The organism is Winogradskyella sp. A2 (genome assembly GCF_046762865.1).
Lineage (GTDB): Bacteria > Bacteroidota > Bacteroidia > Flavobacteriales > Flavobacteriaceae > Winogradskyella.
On record NZ_JBKQXM010000003.1, the window covers coordinates 365216 to 384719 of the forward strand.

The window sequence follows — 19504 nt, forward strand, 5'->3', positions numbered from 1 at the left end:
ATATGTAACTTAGTTATACCAAACTATCGTTCTTGAAACAGTTTCAATACATAATAATTTTTCTTTTGTTTGGTGTATCTACTCCTCTATTTGCACAAGACGTAACACTATTTCAACAATTTAATGGTCGATATGATTATACAGCTATAGGAAATACCTTAAATAGTTTTGAAAATGGTCCTGGAACTCCGTGTACCATTCAAACTTCATCATCAGCAACGCTTAATTTAATGCTAAATCAAAATATTGTAGCGGCATATTTATACTGGGCTGGATCTGGTAGTGGAGATTTCAACATATTGCTTAATGGGACAGAAATTAACGCCCAACGAACCTTTAGTGATGCATTAGATAGTAGCCGTGTCTTTTTTGCTGCTTTTGCGGATATTACTGAACAAGTACTTATAGAAGGCAATACAAGTTATACTATATCTGATTTTGATCTAACCAACATAATCCCTCCATACTGCCCAACAGGAACAAATTTTGGTGGCTGGGCAATTACGGTCATCTATCAAGACGATAATCTACCACTAAACCAACTAAACGTCTATGACGGTTTGCAAAGTGTACCAACTACGTTAAATATTACACTAGACAACCTTAATGTATTAGATAATGAAGATGCTAAAATCGGTTTTATAGCATGGGAAGGAGACCGTACTTTGGCCGTAAATGAACAATTAACCATCAATGGAAATGTAATAAGCAATCTACCGCTGAATCCTGTAAATAATGCTTTTAATGGCACTAATTCATTTACTGGTGCCACTAATCTTTTTAATATGGATATTGACGTTTACAATATCCAAGACAACATATCGATTGGTGATACCTTAGCAACAATAAACTTAACTTCTGGTCAAGACTTTGTGATGATAAATAATATAATCACAGTTTTAAATAGTCAGTTACCAGATGCTACATTGAGTATTGATGGTAATTTGGTTAATTGTGGAGATAATAGTGTAGAACTTTTTTATACTGTAAACAACTTTAATAGCACAGCTATTTTACCTGCAAATACACCAATTGCGTTTTACTTAGATGGAATTTTAATTGGACAAAGTGAAACCATAAATAACATACCGATAAATGGCAGTGAAAACAATTCTATTATAGTAAATATTCCTGAAGAATCAGACTCAGAATTAACCATTGTAGGTATTGTAGATGATGATGGAGAAATGAATGGAACCATTACAGAAACAAATGAAGACAACAATATCACTTTTGAAGATATTGAATTACTTATAATACCTGATATTATTCCGCTGCCTCAACTGGTGGGTTGTAATGAAGGATTTGAAATTTCAACTTTTAATTTATTTGAGGCATTAGAATCTTTAGAATTTAATGAAGAAGATATTTCCTTTTTCCAAAGTATTGAAGACTTAGAAAATGAATCAAATGAAATACTAATCCCAACCAGTTATAATAATACCTCAAATCCAGAAGTTGTTTTTGTTAGATTAGTTAGTCCTCCTTGTTACGTAATCTATCAATTTAGTCTAAGTGTTGAGAATTGTCCACCTATTGTTCCAAATGGATTTTCACCTAATGATGATAATGCTAATGATTGGTTTAACATACAGGGTCTTTACGACATATTCACGGAGCACGAGCTTTTAATATTCAATAGATATGGAGACCTGATATTTAGAGGTAATAATGATAAACTCTGGAATGGTGAGGTAAATAAAGGGATAAATGCAAATGGTAAAGTTGTGCCGGTTGGCACGTATTTTTATGTTCTTAATTTAAACGATCCAAACTTTGAATCAATGGTTGGCTGGGTCTATGTTAATTACTAATATTTAGTTTTAAACTTAGTATCTGAATTCTTCATTTTAGATATAAAAGCAACGGAATTAGCCTTCAAATCAATCAATTTTTGCATAAACAGGTGATAAATGTTAACGTTTATTGTATTTCATCGTATTTTTTTGTATTTAATCTGAATTAGACATACTTTAACGCGCACATTAAAAGTAGAATTTAGTCTTAGCCCCAAATTAACCTAATTACACTTTAAACTTAACCGAAATCTATGCATCGCATTAACCGCATTATCCTCATACTTTTTTGTACGCTCAGCACTCTAACTTTTGCGCAACAGATTACAGTAGATAATACTATTTCACCTCAAAGCTTGGTTGAAAATACTCTTATTCAAGGTTGTGTGGAAGTATCTAACATCTCATCACCAATAAATGGAAATGTTTCTGGACTAGGAAGCTTTGGCTATTTTGAAAGAGCGAGTTCTTCTTTTCCGTTCGAAAATGGAATCGTACTCACCACAGGTGATGCTCTATCCGCAGGAAATGGACAAAACACTGCAGTCTTGAATGAAGGTGACGATACATGGACCACAGATACGGATCTAGAAACAGCATTAGGTATATCTGGTACTTTAAATGCTACATCTATTGAATTTGATTTTGTGTCTATTTCAAACCAAATTCAATTTAACTACATTCTTGCGTCAGAAGAATACTTTGGAAATTTTCCTTGTCAATATTCAGATGGTTTCGCCTTGCTAATTAGAGAAGCCGGTAGCGGTAATCCATATACTAATATTGCTTTAGTACCTGGCACAGCCATACCTGTAAACACAAATACAGTACATGATGAAATTGTTGGGTTTTGTAGTGCTTCAAACGGTCAGTTTTTTGAAGGCTATAATTTAGGAGATACAAATTTTAATGGCAGGACCACAGTAATGTCAGCCTCTGCAACAATTCAACCCAATGTACAATACCAAATAAAACTGGTTATAGCAGACCAAACAGATGAGAACTATGACTCCGCAGTTTTTATAGAAGGGAGTAGTTTTAATGCTTCGGTTGATTTGGGAGACGATATTCAGACATGTGCAAGTAATATAGTACTGAATGGTGATATTCAAAACTCACAAGCTACTTACTCATGGTTTTATAATAATGCGACTATTCCTGGTGCAAACGCACCAATCTTTGATGCCGTTCAAACTGGAAATTACAGAGTAGAAATTGAAATACCATTGCCTAACGGAGTTTGTTTGATTGAAGATGATATAAATATTACCTTAAGTTCTACTCAATCTGCGGATCCAATAACAAATTACGAACTCTGTGATGATAGTAGTAATGATGGCGTAGAAACATTTAATTTATCTACAAAAGACACAGAAGTTTTGGGATCAGTCCCTACAGGTAACTATAGTATATCTTACCATGTTTCTAGTGCTGATGCTGTTAATGGAAATAACGCCATTTCAGGATCTATTCAAAATACTGCAAATCCGCAATCAATCTTTGTTAGAATAGAAGATATTGATAATGGTTGCTTAGCATATTCGAGTTTTAATCTAATTGTAAATGAAATGCCGAATATTATTGATCCCACACCTTTGGATGTTTGTGACGATCAAACGGTAGATGGATTTACTACAATTGATTTAAGTATAAAAGATAATGAAATTACGAGTGGCCAAAATAATTTGGTGGTAACCTACCATAGTACCGCAAACGACGCATCAACAGGTAGCAACCCTTTACCAATGCCTTATGTAAATACAAATACCAATGAAACGGTTTTTGTGAGTGTTCAAAATCCTCAAACGGGTTGTTTAAGTACTACAACATTAGATATTAGTGTTTTAGACAATCCTGTTATTAATACAGATGATCATTACATAGATGCCTGCGATCCTGATCATGATGGATTTGCCCAATTTGATTTAACAGAGGTAATACCAGATGTATTGCAAGGACTAACGGATGTAACTATTACATTCCATGTTTCATATAACGATGCTTTATCTGGTGCAAACCCCATAACCAATAGTACAGACTATAGCAATGTAGACCAAGATGTACAGTTTGTTTATATTAGAGTGGAAAGTAATACTAGTGGTTGCGCTACGGTAACTCCAATAGAATTGCATTCTAACCTATTATTAACTGGTACAAATATTACCGATGTTTCACTTTGTGATGTTGACAATGATGGTGTTGAAGAATTTGATATGATTAATATTGCAGATGGTATTATAAACGACCTTGATGATGTTACTGTAGAATTCTATGAGACCGAAAACGATAGGGATAATGACATTAATGCAATTGATCAATCAGTTCCATTTATTCCTTCAAGTAATCCTCAGACCGTTTACATAAGACTGGAAAGCACAACTTGTCAAGACGTAGCAGAAATTAGCTTAATACTAGTGCCCGTACAGGAGTTTGACCCAATTAACAATCAGACCGTTTGTGACGAAGATCAAGATGGTTTTACTACTGTAGATCTATCTCAATATGATAGTCAAGTAACTCAAGGACAGGCTAATTTTGGAGTAACATATTTCTTGTCTGAAAGTGATGCAGACTCCAACACTAATGCATTACCAAATTTCTATACAAATATTTCAAATCCATTCACAGTCTACCCTAGGATACAGTCTTTAGATACTGGATGTCATGACGTAAATGCGTTTGATATTACAGTTTTAGAAGCACCTATAACCACTACACCAACTCCAATAATTATATGTGATAATGATCAAGATGCATTTTCAATTGTTGATTTAAACGGAGTAATTTCGGAGGTTGTTAGTGACACTAATGAACGCACAATAAGTTTTCATAGTAGTCAACAAAATGCTGATAATGGAACGAATGAAATTAACAACACTACTTCATATAATGCACAAACACAATCAGTCTTTATAAGAGTAGAAAATACTGTTACAGGTTGTCATTCGGTTGAAACATTATCAATAATAGTGAATACGCTTCCTGTTTTTAATCATATTAGTAATTATAAAATATGTGAGGATAGTAGCGACGGTTTTGGCGATTTTATTTTTAACACAAAAGATACTGAAATACTGAACGGACAAACCGGCAAACAAGTATTATACTACCTAAACCAAAATGATGCAGACAATCGTGTAAATGCCATAGACAAGAATAATATTTATCAAAACACAAGTAATCCGCAAACAATTTTTGCAAGAGTAGAAAATTTATCAGATCAGGATTGTTATGGTACTTCAAATTTTATTATTGAAGTTGGCACAAATCCAACTTACAACATTCCTACAGACTGGTTTGTTTGTGACGATACTTCTAATGATGGGTTTGAAACTTTCGACTTTACGGCCAAAATTGATGAAATCACTCAAGGTATTCCAGGAAATTTAAATGTTACTTTTTATACCTCACAGTTTAATGCAGAAAACGGTATTAATCCCTTACCTGAGCAATTTACAAATACTGTAAACCCACAACAAATCTATGTTCAAATAGATAATGGAACTATTTGTAACTCTGTTACATCATTTGATTTAAATGTAATACAAGTACCAGAAGTTAATCCTTCTCAACCAATAGTACAATGTGACACAGACTATGATGGATCAACAATTTTTGATTTAACTGTGGCTGAATTTGATATTTTAGATGTAAGACAAGATAATATAGAAATAGCCTACTTCAGATCTTTAAATGATGTAGAAAATCATACAAATGAGATAGCTGACCCTGAAAATTTTACAAACAATAATAATCCACAAACAGTATACATTAAGGTTACAAATACAATATCTAACTGTTTTGTAGCTGTTCCTATTGAATTAATCATATATCTACCACCTGTTATTAATGATTTTCAAGTTTATAATATTTGTGAAAATGACACCAGTAGCTTCAATTTAAATGAAATTAATGAGGTAATAACTGATTCTAACTTTAATGTTGAGTTTAGTTATTATTCAAATTTAAGTGATGCAGAAATACAACTAAACCCACTAGATACCAATTATACATACCAAACAAACTTTGATACAATTTTTGCAAGAGTGGAATTTACAACAACTCATTGTTATGCGATTTATGAGTTTAATCTAAATGTGAATGAAGCACCAACAGTCAATCAGATAAATGATTTGGTATCATGTGATGATGATTTTGATGGATTGTTTGAATTTGATTTAACTCAACAAAACAATGACATTCTAGGGTTACTCAGTCCTTCACAATATACTATTAGTTATCATAACAATGAATCTGATGCCATTGAAAATGTATCATCATTAGAAACTGATTATATGGCTTTTGATAGTGAAATAATTTATGTGCGACTAGAAAATAATAACACAGGTTGTTATACTATTGATCAGTTTTCAGTAGTTATTAATCCATTACCTATTATAGACCTTCCAGATCAGGTAATTTGTTTGGATGACCTTCCTTTAATTGTTTCAGCTAATACAAATATTGGAAGTGACCAATACCTCTGGTCCACGGGTGAAACAACTCCAGAAATTCAGATTGATAATATTGGCACCTATTGGGTTACCGTAACTACAGCCTTAGGATGCGAAGACACTCGCGTATTCAGCGTTTCAGAGTCTGAGGCGGCAATAATTGAAGTGACAGAAACAGTTGATTTCTCGGATCCTAACAATATTACAATTACAGTTAGCGGAATTGGAGATTATCTTTATCAATTAGATGATTTTGAACCACAAGAATCTAATATTTTTGAAAACGTAGGTTTAGGTTATCACACCATAACCGTAATTGATCTTAATGGATGTTCAGAAGTAACTGAAGAGGTAATCGTAATTGATGCTCCAAAACACATGACACCTAATAATGATGGTGATTTTGACACATGGCATATCGTTGGTATTGAGACCTTACCTGGCAGTATTGTGTGTGTTTTTGATCGCTACGGTAAACTTTTAAAACAACTCGGCTCTAATACACCTGGTTGGGATGGTACTTATAATGGCAATAAGATGCCATCAAGTGATTACTGGTTTGTTGCAAAAATTCAACAAGGCAACGAAGCTTTTGAAGTAAAAGGTCACTTTGCACTTAGACGTTAAACTTTTATTATTGTTTATTTAACGTTTTAGGGACTCCTTTAAAACAACCTTTTCGGTTCATTTTGTTATCTTTAACTCCAAAAAAAAGGAATAAACAACTCTCTTTGTTGCTATAATTTTCGGAAGTTACCTTAATGAAAAAGAAAAGTGCATATATATTTCTCTTCTTTTTTGCGTACCTATATTTAGGATTTGCGCAACAAATTTCTACTAACAATTCCCTTGAACCACAGCAACTTATAGACAATTTAATTGGTGAAAGTTGTGTGATAACTTCAAATGTAACCTCAAATATAAATGGACAAGTAAATAACATAAATAGTTATGGATACTTTGAAAGAGGTAATTCAAATTTTCCACTTGCCAGTGGTTTAGTTTTATCTACAGGAAGTGTGAATTCAGCAGGTAATTCATTCATCCCTCAATCATTAAGTGAGGGAGAGTTAAATTGGGAAACAGATCCAGATGTACTGAATGTTCTAGGTATAGACCAGACTTTAAATGCTACATCAATTGAATTTGATTTAATAGCAGCGAATGATTTTATAGCATTTAAATATTTATTTGCATCTGAGGAGTACCAACAAGATTATCCATGTAATTTTAGAGATATTTTTGCTGTTTTAGTTAAGCCAGCTGGTAACAATGAACCATATACCAATATTGCTTTGGTTCCCAACACCATATCTGAAGTAAGCACAAGCACTATTAGACCAGAAATTGATGGTTTTTGTAATGCACAAAATGAGGCGTATTTCTTAGGTTATGATCCTATTGGTATTAATTTTAATGCTAGTTCAACTGTTTTGACAGCTTCAACGAGCGTTATTCCAGGAACAACTTATCACATTAAATTTGTAATCGCAGATCATATTGATCAACGCTTTGATTCTGCTGTATTCATTGAGGCAGAAAGCTTTGGTGATGCTATAGATCTCGGGCCAGATCAAGCAGTTTGTGGTACTGCTTTAACCTTAGATGCTGATATAAATAATAATCAGGCTAATTATGCATGGTATCAAAACGGAACCTTAATAAATGGAGCAAACAGCCCTACTCTGCTTATCACAGAAAGTGGTACGTATGATTTTGAAATAACACTACCTATTGCTGGTGGCACTTGTACTTTGGGTGATTCAATTGAAATTGAAGTTCTTGGTTTTGAACAGGCAGATCCAATAATTGAATTGGTAGTGTGTGACCCAGCGCCAAGTGACGGTATATATGATTTTGATTTTACCGAAAGAAATGATGAGATTTACGACAACCTTACATCAACCAATTATATCATAAGTTATTTCACTTCTCTTGAAGATGCCGAAACTAATAACAACCCAATAAATGGGATTTATCAAAATACTGAAGATTTTGAATCTATTTATTTTAGGATTGAAAGTTTAGATGATAGTTGTCTTCAAATTGGAACATTTGATATTTTAATAAAAGCGGCACCAAATACACTTGAAATTGAACCAATAATAGTATGTGAAGAACTTTATATACCATCAATTTCTGCAGTTGATTTTGAATTTTATGATTTTTGGGTTGCTAATTATGAATTTAATAGAACTGTCACATTTCACTTTACCGAAGAAGAAGCAGAATTAAATGAAAATGCAATTCCATCACCTTACCCATATCCAACTCAAACGGAAGTTATTTATGCCAGAGTTGTAGATGACTTTAACGGTTGTCATTCTGTAGTACCATTTACAATGGAGTTTAACGAAAGTCCTTTTGTTGGTGATGATAGAATCATTATCAATAAATGTACATTCATAGATGAAAACTATAATTTAGTTGAAGAAATTTTTAATCTAAATGATGCTATAGAGCAAATACGTGAATGGATACCGGAACCAAGAGTAAATTTTTTCCCTTCAGCTGAAGATGCTTTATCACAAACAAATGCATTTCTTTTTGTTGGAGATCCGATAATTACTATGGCGAATCCTCAACTTACCATTTATATGACTGTTGCTGAACAAGGAGGCTATTGTACGTCTGTGGTTCCGTTAGAACTCCATAAAAACGTAACCTATAATATTCTTGGTGATAACGCGGTTGTAAACCGTTGCGATGACCCATCAAACGATGGTATTTATAATTTTGATTTAATCGATGTTACAGATGAATTATTAGATAATTATGGTGACATAACATTAACATATTATCTAAGCGAAGAAGATCAGCAAAATGATACTAATCCGGTCGATCCAAACATACCAATAACCGTAAATATTCCTGACACTCAATTATATATTAGAATTAATTATAAAAATGAATGCTCTGACTTCTCTTCAGTTACATTAAGGCTAAACGATGTCCCTACTCTAGAGCCTAGAACTGCAGATGCCTGTGGTAATTTTAATGCTGATGACGGAACTACTAACGTTAACCTGAGATATTATAGAGATATAATGGTGCAAAACACACCGTCTCCACAAGTTAAGTTTTATGAAACATTTGAAGATGCAAATAATGATGAAAATGAAATTGAACAGACATATGATATTCCTGGTAACTCCCAACAATTTTTTGCAAGAGTAATTAATGGTAATACACAATGTTATTGGATTACAACGCTAGATATTAATATTGTAGAAAGTTTAGACTTTCAATCACCTGAACCTATAATTGTTTGCGATGATGATCAAGATGGTTTTACAACACTAAATTTACTAAACGTTTTACCATCAATTTCAACAGAATTAGATGAATTTGAAATTGAATTTTTCACTTCCTATAATGACGCATTTGGAGATAGAAATGAAATTACAAATCCAACAAATTATAATTCTGAAACTCAAGAAATTTTTGTCAGATTAGAAAGGCCTAATTTAAATTGCTTTGCCATTGTAGATTTTGAAGTTAGAGTTTTTGATAACCCACAAGTTGAAGCATTACCAGATTTCATAAGGTGTCAAATGGATATAAATGAAGATGCCGACTTTATTTTTGAAGAAAGGGATGCTGAAATTATAAATGGTCAAATAGGCATGCAAGTATTTTATTTTGAAAATGAAACGGATGCACTAAACAACATAAATGCCATAGATAAGACCATTCCTTATCAAAACACTTCTAATCCTCAGATTATCTATGTTAGAATTGAAAATGAAAGCCAAAATACCTGTACTGCTATTACAACAATGCTAATTGAGGTAAAACAAGCACCCATTTATAATTTACCAACTGACATTGCGATTTGTGGAACAAATGGCAATGGACCTTATTTAATTAATTTAAATGAAAAAATAATCGAAATCTCTGATGGAAGTCCTAATAATTTAAACATCAGTTTTCATACTACTGAATTAAACGCTAATCTCGGTACTAATGCTACTAACCTATCCTACACTAGTACAAGCAATCCAGAAAAACTTTATGTTAGAATTGAAAACTATGATTCTGGATGTTACAATATTGAGACATTCAATATTAATATTTTAGATTTACCAGATGTAAATTTCAATCAATCATTAACACAATGTGCTAATTATTTTGATACTAATCTAGAATGGAATTTAACGGATATTGAGCTAGATATTCTTGATGGCAGGCAATATAATGTAGGCTTCACTTATTATTTAACTGAAATTGATGCAGAAAATGAGCTTAACGCCATTCTAACACCAGAGCAATACACCAATACCAATGAAGATGAAACAATTTATGTGAAGGTCAGAAATTTATCCACAGGTTGTAATATAATTGTCCCTTTTGATCTTAATATAAATTTACCACCTCCAGTTAATGATATTGAGATTTTCAATATCTGTGAAAATGAATCAAATGCAGTTAATTTAGAGGATATAAATGATCTATTAGTTGATTTTAATTTTAATGTTAATTTCTCTTATCATTCTAATGAAACAGATGCTGATTTAAACGAAAATCCTTTAAACAATAATTATATATATTCAAATACTACTGAGATACTTTTCGCAAGGGTGTCATTTAGTACAACAAAATGTTATACCGTACACCCATTTTCACTTAATGTAACGCCTAATCCTATTGCGTTTCAACCAAATGATATTATAGAATGTGATGATGATACAGATAGTCTTTTAACAGTAGACCTAGCATCACAGAGCATTACAATACTTAACGGTCAGGACCCAAATCTATTTTCAGTAAGTTATTATACTACTGAGTCTGATGCTTCAGAAAATCTAAATAACATAGATACAGACTTTATTGCAACCAATGGTGATATCATCTTTGCTAGAGTGGAAAACAATATTGCGGGATGTTTTGACATTACAAATTTTCAAGTTATCATCAACGAAATCCCATTTGTTTATATAGAAGACCAAGTGTTGTGTTTAAATAATTCACCGCTTATTGTTTCAGCTGAGACTAATAATCCTGAAGACACATATCTCTGGTCTACAAATGCAACCTCTTCGAACATTGAAATTACAGAAGTTGGCGTATACTCTGTCACAGTAACAAATGGTACAGGCTGTCAAAACACGAGTACTTTTAATGTTACTGAGTCAGAATCGGCCTCAATTGAATTTGTTGAGACTATTGATTTCTCAGACCCAAATAATATAACAATCACAATAAATGGTATTGGTGATTATATGTACATTTTAAATAACGGTACTCCTCAGTTTTCAAATGTATTTAATAATGTACCTATTGGTTATAATACAGTGACTGTAATAGACAGGAATGGTTGTGACAGAACTACTAGAGAAGTATTAGTTGTTGATACTCCAAAACACCTAACACCAAATGGAGATGGTGATTTTGATACCTGGCATATCGCTGGTGTAGAAACACTACCAGGTACAAAAGTGCAGATTTTTGATCGTTATGGTAAACTAATAACAGAGCTAAACCATACTTCTGTTGGTTGGGACGGTACATTTAATGGGAGTCTGATGCCAGCTGACGATTATTGGTATATTGCTGAGGTAATTCAGAATGGCGAATCTTTCCAAATTAAAGGTCATTTTGCCCTTAGGCGTTAATTGATTTAGAGCCTTCTTTATCGTAACTTTGTCTCATGCGTTTTAAAATTGAATCAGAATTTAAACCTACCGGAGATCAACCAGAAGCTATTGATCAATTGGCCAATGGTATTAATCAAAATGAAAAATATCAAACGCTTCTTGGTGTAACAGGTTCTGGTAAAACATTTACAGTTGCCAATGTTATTGAGGAAGTACAGAGACCAACCTTAGTACTAGCTCATAACAAAACCTTAGCAGCTCAATTATATTCGGAGTTTAAACAGTTTTTTCCTAATAATGCGGTTGAGTATTTTGTTTCCTATTACGATTATTATCAACCAGAAGCCTATATACCTGTATCTGGAGTTTATATTGAAAAGGATCTTTCAATTAATGAAGAAATTGAAAAAATGAGATTGAGTACAACCTCTTCCCTACTTTCTGGCCGTAGAGATGTTTTAGTTGTGGCGTCGGTATCTTGCTTATATGGTATTGGAAATCCTGTAGAGTTTCAAAAAAATGTTATCACTTTAGAACGCGATCAAGTAATTTCGCGCACAAAACTGCTTCACCAGTTAGTTCAAAGCTTATATTCTCGAACTGAGGCAGATTTTAAAAATGGAAACTTCAGAATTAAAGGTGATACTGTAGACGTATTCCCAGGCTATTCTAACAATGCGTTTAGAATTCACTTTTTTGGTGATGAAATAGAAGAAATTGAAGCATTTGATGTATTAACAAATGAAGTCATTGAACGCTATGATAGATTAAATATCTATCCTGCAAATATGTTTGTGACGTCACCAGATGTACTTCAAAATGCAATAGTTGATATCCAAGATGACCTTGTAAAACAACACGACTATTTTAAGGATATAGGTAAACACCTTGAAGCAAAACGACTTAAGGAACGTACGGAATTTGATCTTGAAATGATTAGAGAATTAGGCTATTGTTCAGGTATTGAGAACTATTCACGCTACTTAGACGGGAGAGCTCCAGGCACAAGACCGTTCTGTCTGTTAGATTATTTCCCTGATGATTATTTAATGATTGTAGATGAAAGCCATGTTACAATTTCACAGGTTCATGCCATGTATGGTGGTGACAGAAGCCGTAAAGTAAATTTGGTAGAATATGGATTTAGACTACCTGCTGCAATGGATAATAGACCACTGAAATTTGAAGAATTTGAACTATTACAGAATCAAGTCATTTATGTTAGTGCAACACCTGCTGATTATGAAATGCAAAAAACTGGAGGTGTTTATGTAGAACAGGTTATTAGACCAACTGGATTATTAGATCCTATTATTGAGGTTCGTCCTAGTTTAAACCAAATAGATGACTTAATTGAAGAAATTCAAAATCGAGTAGAAAAAGATGAGCGCACATTGGTAACGACACTTACCAAAAGGATGGCAGAGGAATTGGTAAAATACTTAAGTAGAATTTCAATTAGATGTAGATATATACATAGTGATGTTGATACTTTAGAGCGTGTAGAAATAATGCAGGATTTACGTAAAGGAATATTTGATGTTTTAGTTGGGGTAAATCTTCTTAGGGAAGGTCTCGATTTACCTGAAGTTTCTTTGGTTGCTATTTTAGATACTGATAAAGAAGGGTTTTTACGTTCTCATAGATCATTAACTCAAACTGTTGGTAGAGCGGCAAGAAATTTAAATGGAATGGCTATAATGTATGCAGATAAAATTACCAAAAGCATGCAAAAAACGATAGACGAAACCAATTACCGACGCGAAAAACAAATTGCTTACAACACTAGAAATAACATAATACCTAAGGCACTTAATAAGAGTTTAGATAGTGCATTGGCTAAAAATTCAGTTAGTACATACAAAACAGAATTAGAGGCAAAATTAGCCGCAGAACCAGAAAGTGAATATCTAACCAAGAGTCAATTAGAAAAGAAAATTAGGGAAAAACGTAAACTTATGGAACAAGCTGCAAAAGGACTTGATTTTATGGAAGCCGCACGTTTTAGGGATGAAATTACCGCATACCAAGTAAAGTTAGAAAAATTAAAAGTGAAATAACAATTTAGTTATATTGTACTTTAAATATATCTATTAAGAAGTCTGGTGGTACAATCTTATTAGGAAAACTATCCATTAAGTCTAGAACTCTATTAATCGATTCGTGACTCAATCCCATTCTCAGACCAAAATTATGAATCTTTACCAATTGTTTATCGGACACTTTATGATCTAAGTTCATCAACAAAACTAATCGATGAAATTGAACGATACGTTCACTATGTGATTTTAAGTGCACATAAGTCACAGGATGCTGAAACAAATACTCAAAATCTTCTTTTGAAATATCTAATTGCTTCGCAATACTGAATAAAAAATTATATTCAATGGTCTTAATATTATCATCTGTTTGAGCAAAAGCTATCATCTCAGAAAGTAGGCTCAATTTTTCTGCACGGTTAATCATTTTAGAGGGATTTATTTATAATGTAAAGTTAATAAGGTGCTTTAATTTGTTGTCGTAGATATAGTGTATCTTGTCGAAAAATTATGTGTATTTAGTCGTGTTTTTTAATCGTTTATCATTTGAAATAGCAATCATAGCATGAGATTCAAGCGTTTTTTATTAATTATTGGCATACTTTTTTTGACAAGAATAACCGCACAAAGTACTGCTTCTAAACAAGTTACAAAATTCGTAATTGAAGCACCGCAATTAGATACAACGAAGCAAATCTGGGTATATCTACCTAAAAAATATGAGAATTTTAAAAAACACTATCCAGTGATTTATATGCATGATGCTCAGAATCTCTTTGATAATGAAACATCATATGTTGGTGAATGGAAAGTTGATGAATATTTAGACTCTTTAAACAATAACGAAAGTATTATAATAGGAATTGAACACGGAAATGAAAAAAGAATCGATGAGTTAACACCCTATAGTCACGCCGAGTATGGAGGTGGAAAAGGTGAAAACTATCTTTCATTTATAAAACATACCTTAAAACCAAAAATTGACAGTATATATAGAACACTACCACAACCAAGTAACACTACTTTATTCGGTTCTTCCTTAGGAGGATTGATTTCACTCTATGGTGTCATAAAACATTCTGATACATTTGGTATGGCCGGTTTGTTCTCGCCAGCTTTTTGGATTAACCCAGAAATATATAAGCTTGTAGAAAATACTAATATCCCAAAAACAAGTAAGTTTTATTTTCTGGTTGGTACAGCAGAAGATGAATCAATGGTGCCAAATCAAATAAAAATGATTGAACTTCTCAAAACCAAAGGTGTTCTTGAACATCACATTTCAAATAATATTGTAAAAGATGGCCAACATAACGAGCAGTTTTGGTCTAAACATTTTGGAGAGGCTTACCAATGGCTTCATAATAACGCAAATTAATAATTTTAGAAAAATGACTAATAACGATATTTTTAAAAAACTCAGAGTAGCACATAAATTAAGGGATGACGATATTGTAAAAATTCTTGCCTTAGTGGATTTTAGAATATCAAAAAGCGAATTAAATGCATTCTTTAGGCGTGAGGACCACCCAAAATATATGGAGTGCGGTGATCAAATTCTAAGAAATTTTCTTAATGGATTAATCATTCATTTGAGAGGTCCAATGCCAAAAAAGCAAAAAAAGTAACCTCTAATTATCAAGTTCATAAAAATTGCTGATTGATTTTTCAATTAAGAATATAGCCCATACATTGCATTACTTTTATTTGATAAATAGATGTTTGAAACTTCTAGTAATATAGCACCAAAGCAAATAATCACCCATAAGGAGATTGAGGATCTTAATATAATATACCAACCACTTTCTGCCAAACAACGTATTGAGAGATTATACCAAGATTTTCAAACTACAGATGTAATGCTTACAAGTTCATTTGCTGCAACATCAGCTTTCTTGTTAAAATTAGTTTCCGATATCAATACTGAACAACAAGTATTCTTCATAGATACTGGTTACCATTTCAAAGAAACTCTTAAATATAAAAAGACACTTGAGGAAAAATACCATTTAAATGTTACTTCCGTTTCTGCAATAAAAGAAGAGCACGCATTTACGACAACCGATGAAACATGGAATAAAAATCCAGATTTCTGTTGTTCAATTAATAAAGTAAAACCATTGGATCGAATAAAGGCTCATTATAATATTTGGATGTCTGGTTTAATGGAATGGCAGAGCGACCACAGATCATCTTTAAACATTTTTGAACAACGTGGTAATATTTTAAAATTCTATCCACTGTTAGATATATCAAAAGAAAAGCGTGACGCATATATTGAGGAACATCAACTACCTTTTCATCCCTTAGTTGCAAAAGGGTATCATTCTATTGGTTGCAAACACTGTACTTTACCTGGAGAAGATAGAAGTGGTCGTTGGAATAATAATCCTAAGACGGAATGTGGCTTACATTTATAAAAAAAGCGTCTTAAAAAAGACGCTTTAAAAAATAATCTGACCAATTTTAATAATCAGTCTGTATAAGTTTAACAGGCACTTTAAATGATCTGTTATATCCTATAGCTTCCTTTGATAGCTTCTTGTAATTTAAGCGATACTTAATGAAGTTAGCAACAGTCTCGTCACTGGTTTCAACATTTAATACTACCATCTCATTGTTTTCATTAATTACTAAATCTACAATGGCATCAACTTCAGCATTTAGCTGTAAGTCAGGGTTCTTTAATAAATCTCCAACAGTTTCAGTAACTGTTTTTGGTTCAGCGTCATTGGCCGGGTTTGTACTTGCTGTAAGTACAGAGCTAAACGTAATTGCTACGGCTAGCACAAACATTTTTAATGCTTTCATAATTTATCGTTTTTATAAGATTGATACTTAATAGACTGTATAAATTATGAAATGTTACGCATGTTAACACTGTTTAACTTTGATTAGCAGAACATTAACATTAGGACAAAAAAAGCACCTTTTAAAAAGGTGCTTTATAAATTGTTTTAACTTTAATTACGATAATACTTCTTGTACTTTATCTGCTGCTTCCTGAAACTCTGTAGCACTTAGTACATCTAAACCTGAATTGTCAATCAATTCTTTAGCAATATCCGCATTTGTTCCTTGTAGTCTAACTATAATAGGTACATTGATATTACCTAAATTCCTGTAAGCATCAATCACACCCTGTGCTACCCTATCACAACGCACAATACCACCAAATATGTTGATCAATATAGCTTTTACATTAGGATCTTTCAAAATAATTTTGAAAGCAGCTTCAACTCGTGCCGCGTCAGCAGTTCCTCCAACATCTAGGAAGTTTGCCGGCTCACCTCCTGAATGCTTGATCAAATCCATAGTCGCCATTGCGAGACCTGCTCCATTTACCATACACCCAACGTTACCATCTAAGTCAACATAATTTAATCCTAAAGATCCTGCTTCAACCTCAATCGGGTTTTCTTCGCGAAGATCTCTTAATTCAGCCAAATCTCTATGTCTATATAAAGCATTCTCATCTAAAGTAACTTTAGAATCCACCGCTAAAATTTTATCATCACTAGTTTTTAAAACCGGATTTATTTCAAATAATGAAGCATCTGACTTTACATATGCGGTGTATAGGGATGTCACAAATTTTGTCATTTCCTTAAATGCTGTTCCTGATAATCCTAAATTGAAGGCAACACGACGTGCTTGAAATGGCAATATTCCAACAGCTGGATCAATTTCTTCAGTAAAAATTAAATGTGGAGTTTCCTCTGCAACTTGTTCTATATCCATACCACCTTCTGTAGAATACATAATCATATTTCTACCAGCTCCACGATTTAAAAGTACCGACATGTAATATTCTTCTGGTTCATTGTCTCCTGGGTAATAAACATCTTCAGCAACAAGTACTTGGTGTACTTTTTTACCTTCAGCTGAAGTCTGTGGTGTGACAAGATTCATACCAATAATATTACCAGCAATTTCTTCTACCTCTTGTAAGTTTTTAGCAAGTTTCACACCTCCACCTTTACCACGTCCACCTGCATGAACCTGAGCTTTAATAACATGCCAAGATGTCCCTGTTTCTGCAGTAAGCTGTTTAGCTGCATCAACAGCTTCATTGGCGTTATGTGCAACTATACCTCTTTGGATTCGTACCCCAAAACTATTAAGTAGTTCTTTACCTTGATATTCGTGTAAATTCATTTGTAATCAGAAATTTATTTGAAGCCACAAAAATAAGCAACCTAAAACGTTTCTCAAATTAATTTCTACAATGTTTAATAAAGGAACTCAAAAGATTATTTTACTGAGAATTAAAATAAATTGATTGTTATATAATTAACAATATGTTTAAAATATGATATTTATACTTAGTTTTCTTTAGATAATAGTTCAAAAAAATATCTTTGAATAAAAATATTTCGAATGTCTAAACAACTTCTTAAAATAGCATCTGATTTCGGTAGTCCGATTTATGTATATGATTCTGCAATAATCAGTAATCAGTATAATCGGTTAACTAATGCTTTTAGTTCCGTAAATAAACTAAGGATTAATTATGCGGTAAAGGCATTGTCGAATATTTCAATTTTAAAGTTGTTTAAATCTTTAGGATCTGGCATAGACACGGTTTCAATTCAAGAAGTTCAGTTAGGAATAAAAGCCGGTTTTGAACCAGAAAAAATAATTTATACCCCTAATGGCGTTTCATTAGAAGAAATTGAATCTGTTGCAAAATTAGGTGTTCAAATTAATATTGATAATCTTTCTATACTTGAACAATTTGGGACTAAGCATCCAAATATTCCTGTTTGTATCCGAATAAATCCTCATGTTATGGCTGGTGGCAACACCAATATATCTGTTGGTCATATCGATAGTAAATTTGGCATATCAATTCATCAAATACCTTTATTACTTCGTATTGTTGAAAATACCAATATGAATATCAACGGTATACACATGCATACAGGTAGCGATATTTTAGATATTGATGTGTTCTTATATGCCAGTGAAATCCTATTTGAAACTGCGAAACATTTTGAGGATTTAGAATTTATTGATTTTGGTTCAGGATTTAAAGTACCCTATAAAGAAGGAGATATTGAAACCAACATTGAAGAATTGGGTAAAAAATTATCAAAGCGATTTAATGACTTTTGTAAGTCCTATGGTAAAGAACTAACATTAGCATTTGAGCCAGGTAAATTTTTAGTCAGTGAGTCTGGTGTATTTTTAGCTAAAGTTAATGTAGTAAAGCAAACAACCTCTACTGTTTTTGCACAAATCGACTCTGGATTTAATCATCTCATAAGACCAATGCTCTATGGGTCACAGCATGAAATCATTAACCTATCGAATCCTAAAGGTAGGGAACGCTTTTACTCTGTTGTTGGTTATATCTGCGAAACGGATACGTTTGCAAACAACAGACGTATAAATGAAATAAAAGAAGGAGATATTCTTTGTTTCAAAAATGCTGGTGCCTATTGCTTTACTATGGCTAGTAATTATAACTCACGATACAGACCTGCAGAAGTACTTATTCATAAAGGGAAATCTCATTTGATAAGAAAGAGAGAGAATTTTGACGACATTTTACAAAATCAAGTAGAAATTTCACTATAAATGGTTACCATTTGTAAGATTTTTTTTCATTTCAT

Annotated in this window: 11 protein-coding genes; 8 read left to right on the top strand and 3 right to left on the bottom strand. The window is 32.7% G+C overall.

The genetic code is table 11. The features are described from left to right. The first annotated feature begins 32 nt into the window (after nucleotides 1-32). The 4 genes from ACFWV9_RS07615 (at nucleotide 33) to uvrB (ending at nucleotide 13907) form a co-directional block, all read left to right on the top strand. On the top strand, nucleotides 33-1814 hold the full coding sequence (locus tag ACFWV9_RS07615) for a gliding motility-associated C-terminal domain-containing protein (RefSeq protein WP_411894652.1): 1782 nt from the start codon (nucleotides 33-35) through the stop codon (nucleotides 1812-1814). 236 nt (nucleotides 1815-2050) lie between these two features. After that, entirely contained in the window at nucleotides 2051-6877 is a 4827-nt protein-coding gene (locus ACFWV9_RS07620; protein WP_411894653.1) for a choice-of-anchor L domain-containing protein, read from the top strand. 134 nt (nucleotides 6878-7011) lie between these two features. Next, on the top strand, nucleotides 7012-11865 hold the full coding sequence (locus tag ACFWV9_RS07625) for a choice-of-anchor L domain-containing protein (RefSeq protein ID WP_411894654.1): 4854 nt from the start codon (nucleotides 7012-7014) through the stop codon (nucleotides 11863-11865). A 35-nt stretch (nucleotides 11866-11900) separates the two neighbouring features. Next, nucleotides 11901-13907 carry an excinuclease ABC subunit UvrB gene (gene uvrB, locus ACFWV9_RS07630; protein ID WP_411894655.1) on the top strand — a complete coding sequence of 669 codons (2007 nt, stop codon included), beginning with the start codon at nucleotides 11901-11903 and terminating at the stop codon, nucleotides 13905-13907. A gap of 4 nt (nucleotides 13908-13911) precedes the next feature. Here uvrB and ACFWV9_RS07635 read toward each other — a convergent pair whose 3' ends face one another. Next, nucleotides 13912-14313 (bottom strand): TerB family tellurite resistance protein, encoded by a 402-nt coding sequence (locus ACFWV9_RS07635; protein ID WP_411894656.1) that lies wholly within the window; start codon nucleotides 14311-14313, stop codon nucleotides 13912-13914. 138 nt (nucleotides 14314-14451) lie between these two features. Between ACFWV9_RS07635 and ACFWV9_RS07640 the strand changes: the two genes are divergently transcribed. The 3 genes from ACFWV9_RS07640 (at nucleotide 14452) to ACFWV9_RS07650 (ending at nucleotide 16306) form a co-directional block, all read left to right on the top strand. Continuing rightward, on the top strand, nucleotides 14452-15264 hold the full coding sequence (locus ACFWV9_RS07640) for an alpha/beta hydrolase (RefSeq protein ID WP_411894657.1): 813 nt from the start codon (nucleotides 14452-14454) through the stop codon (nucleotides 15262-15264). A 13-nt stretch (nucleotides 15265-15277) separates the two neighbouring features. Then, nucleotides 15278-15514, top strand: a complete 237-nt coding sequence (locus ACFWV9_RS07645) for a DUF1456 family protein (RefSeq protein ID WP_114299582.1) — start codon at nucleotides 15278-15280, stop codon at nucleotides 15512-15514. A 90-nt stretch (nucleotides 15515-15604) separates the two neighbouring features. Beyond that, the gene (locus tag ACFWV9_RS07650) at nucleotides 15605-16306 is read left to right on the top strand and encodes a phosphoadenylyl-sulfate reductase (protein WP_411894658.1); all 702 of its coding nucleotides are present in this window, start codon (nucleotides 15605-15607) and stop codon (nucleotides 16304-16306) included. A 46-nt stretch (nucleotides 16307-16352) separates the two neighbouring features. Here ACFWV9_RS07650 and ACFWV9_RS07655 read toward each other — a convergent pair whose 3' ends face one another. Both ACFWV9_RS07655 and sucC read right to left on the bottom strand, forming a co-directional pair. Next, nucleotides 16353-16697: a hypothetical protein gene (locus ACFWV9_RS07655; RefSeq protein WP_411894659.1), complete on the bottom strand. Its 345-nt coding sequence runs from the start codon at nucleotides 16695-16697 to the stop codon at nucleotides 16353-16355. 156 nt (nucleotides 16698-16853) lie between these two features. Then, nucleotides 16854-18044 carry an ADP-forming succinate--CoA ligase subunit beta gene (sucC, locus tag ACFWV9_RS07660; RefSeq protein WP_411894660.1) on the bottom strand — a complete coding sequence of 397 codons (1191 nt, stop codon included), beginning with the start codon at nucleotides 18042-18044 and terminating at the stop codon, nucleotides 16854-16856. A 222-nt stretch (nucleotides 18045-18266) separates the two neighbouring features. Between sucC and lysA the strand changes: the two genes are divergently transcribed. After that, nucleotides 18267-19469, top strand: a complete 1203-nt coding sequence (gene lysA, locus ACFWV9_RS07665) for a diaminopimelate decarboxylase (protein ID WP_411894661.1) — start codon at nucleotides 18267-18269, stop codon at nucleotides 19467-19469. The last annotated feature ends 35 nt before the right edge of the window (nucleotides 19470-19504 follow it).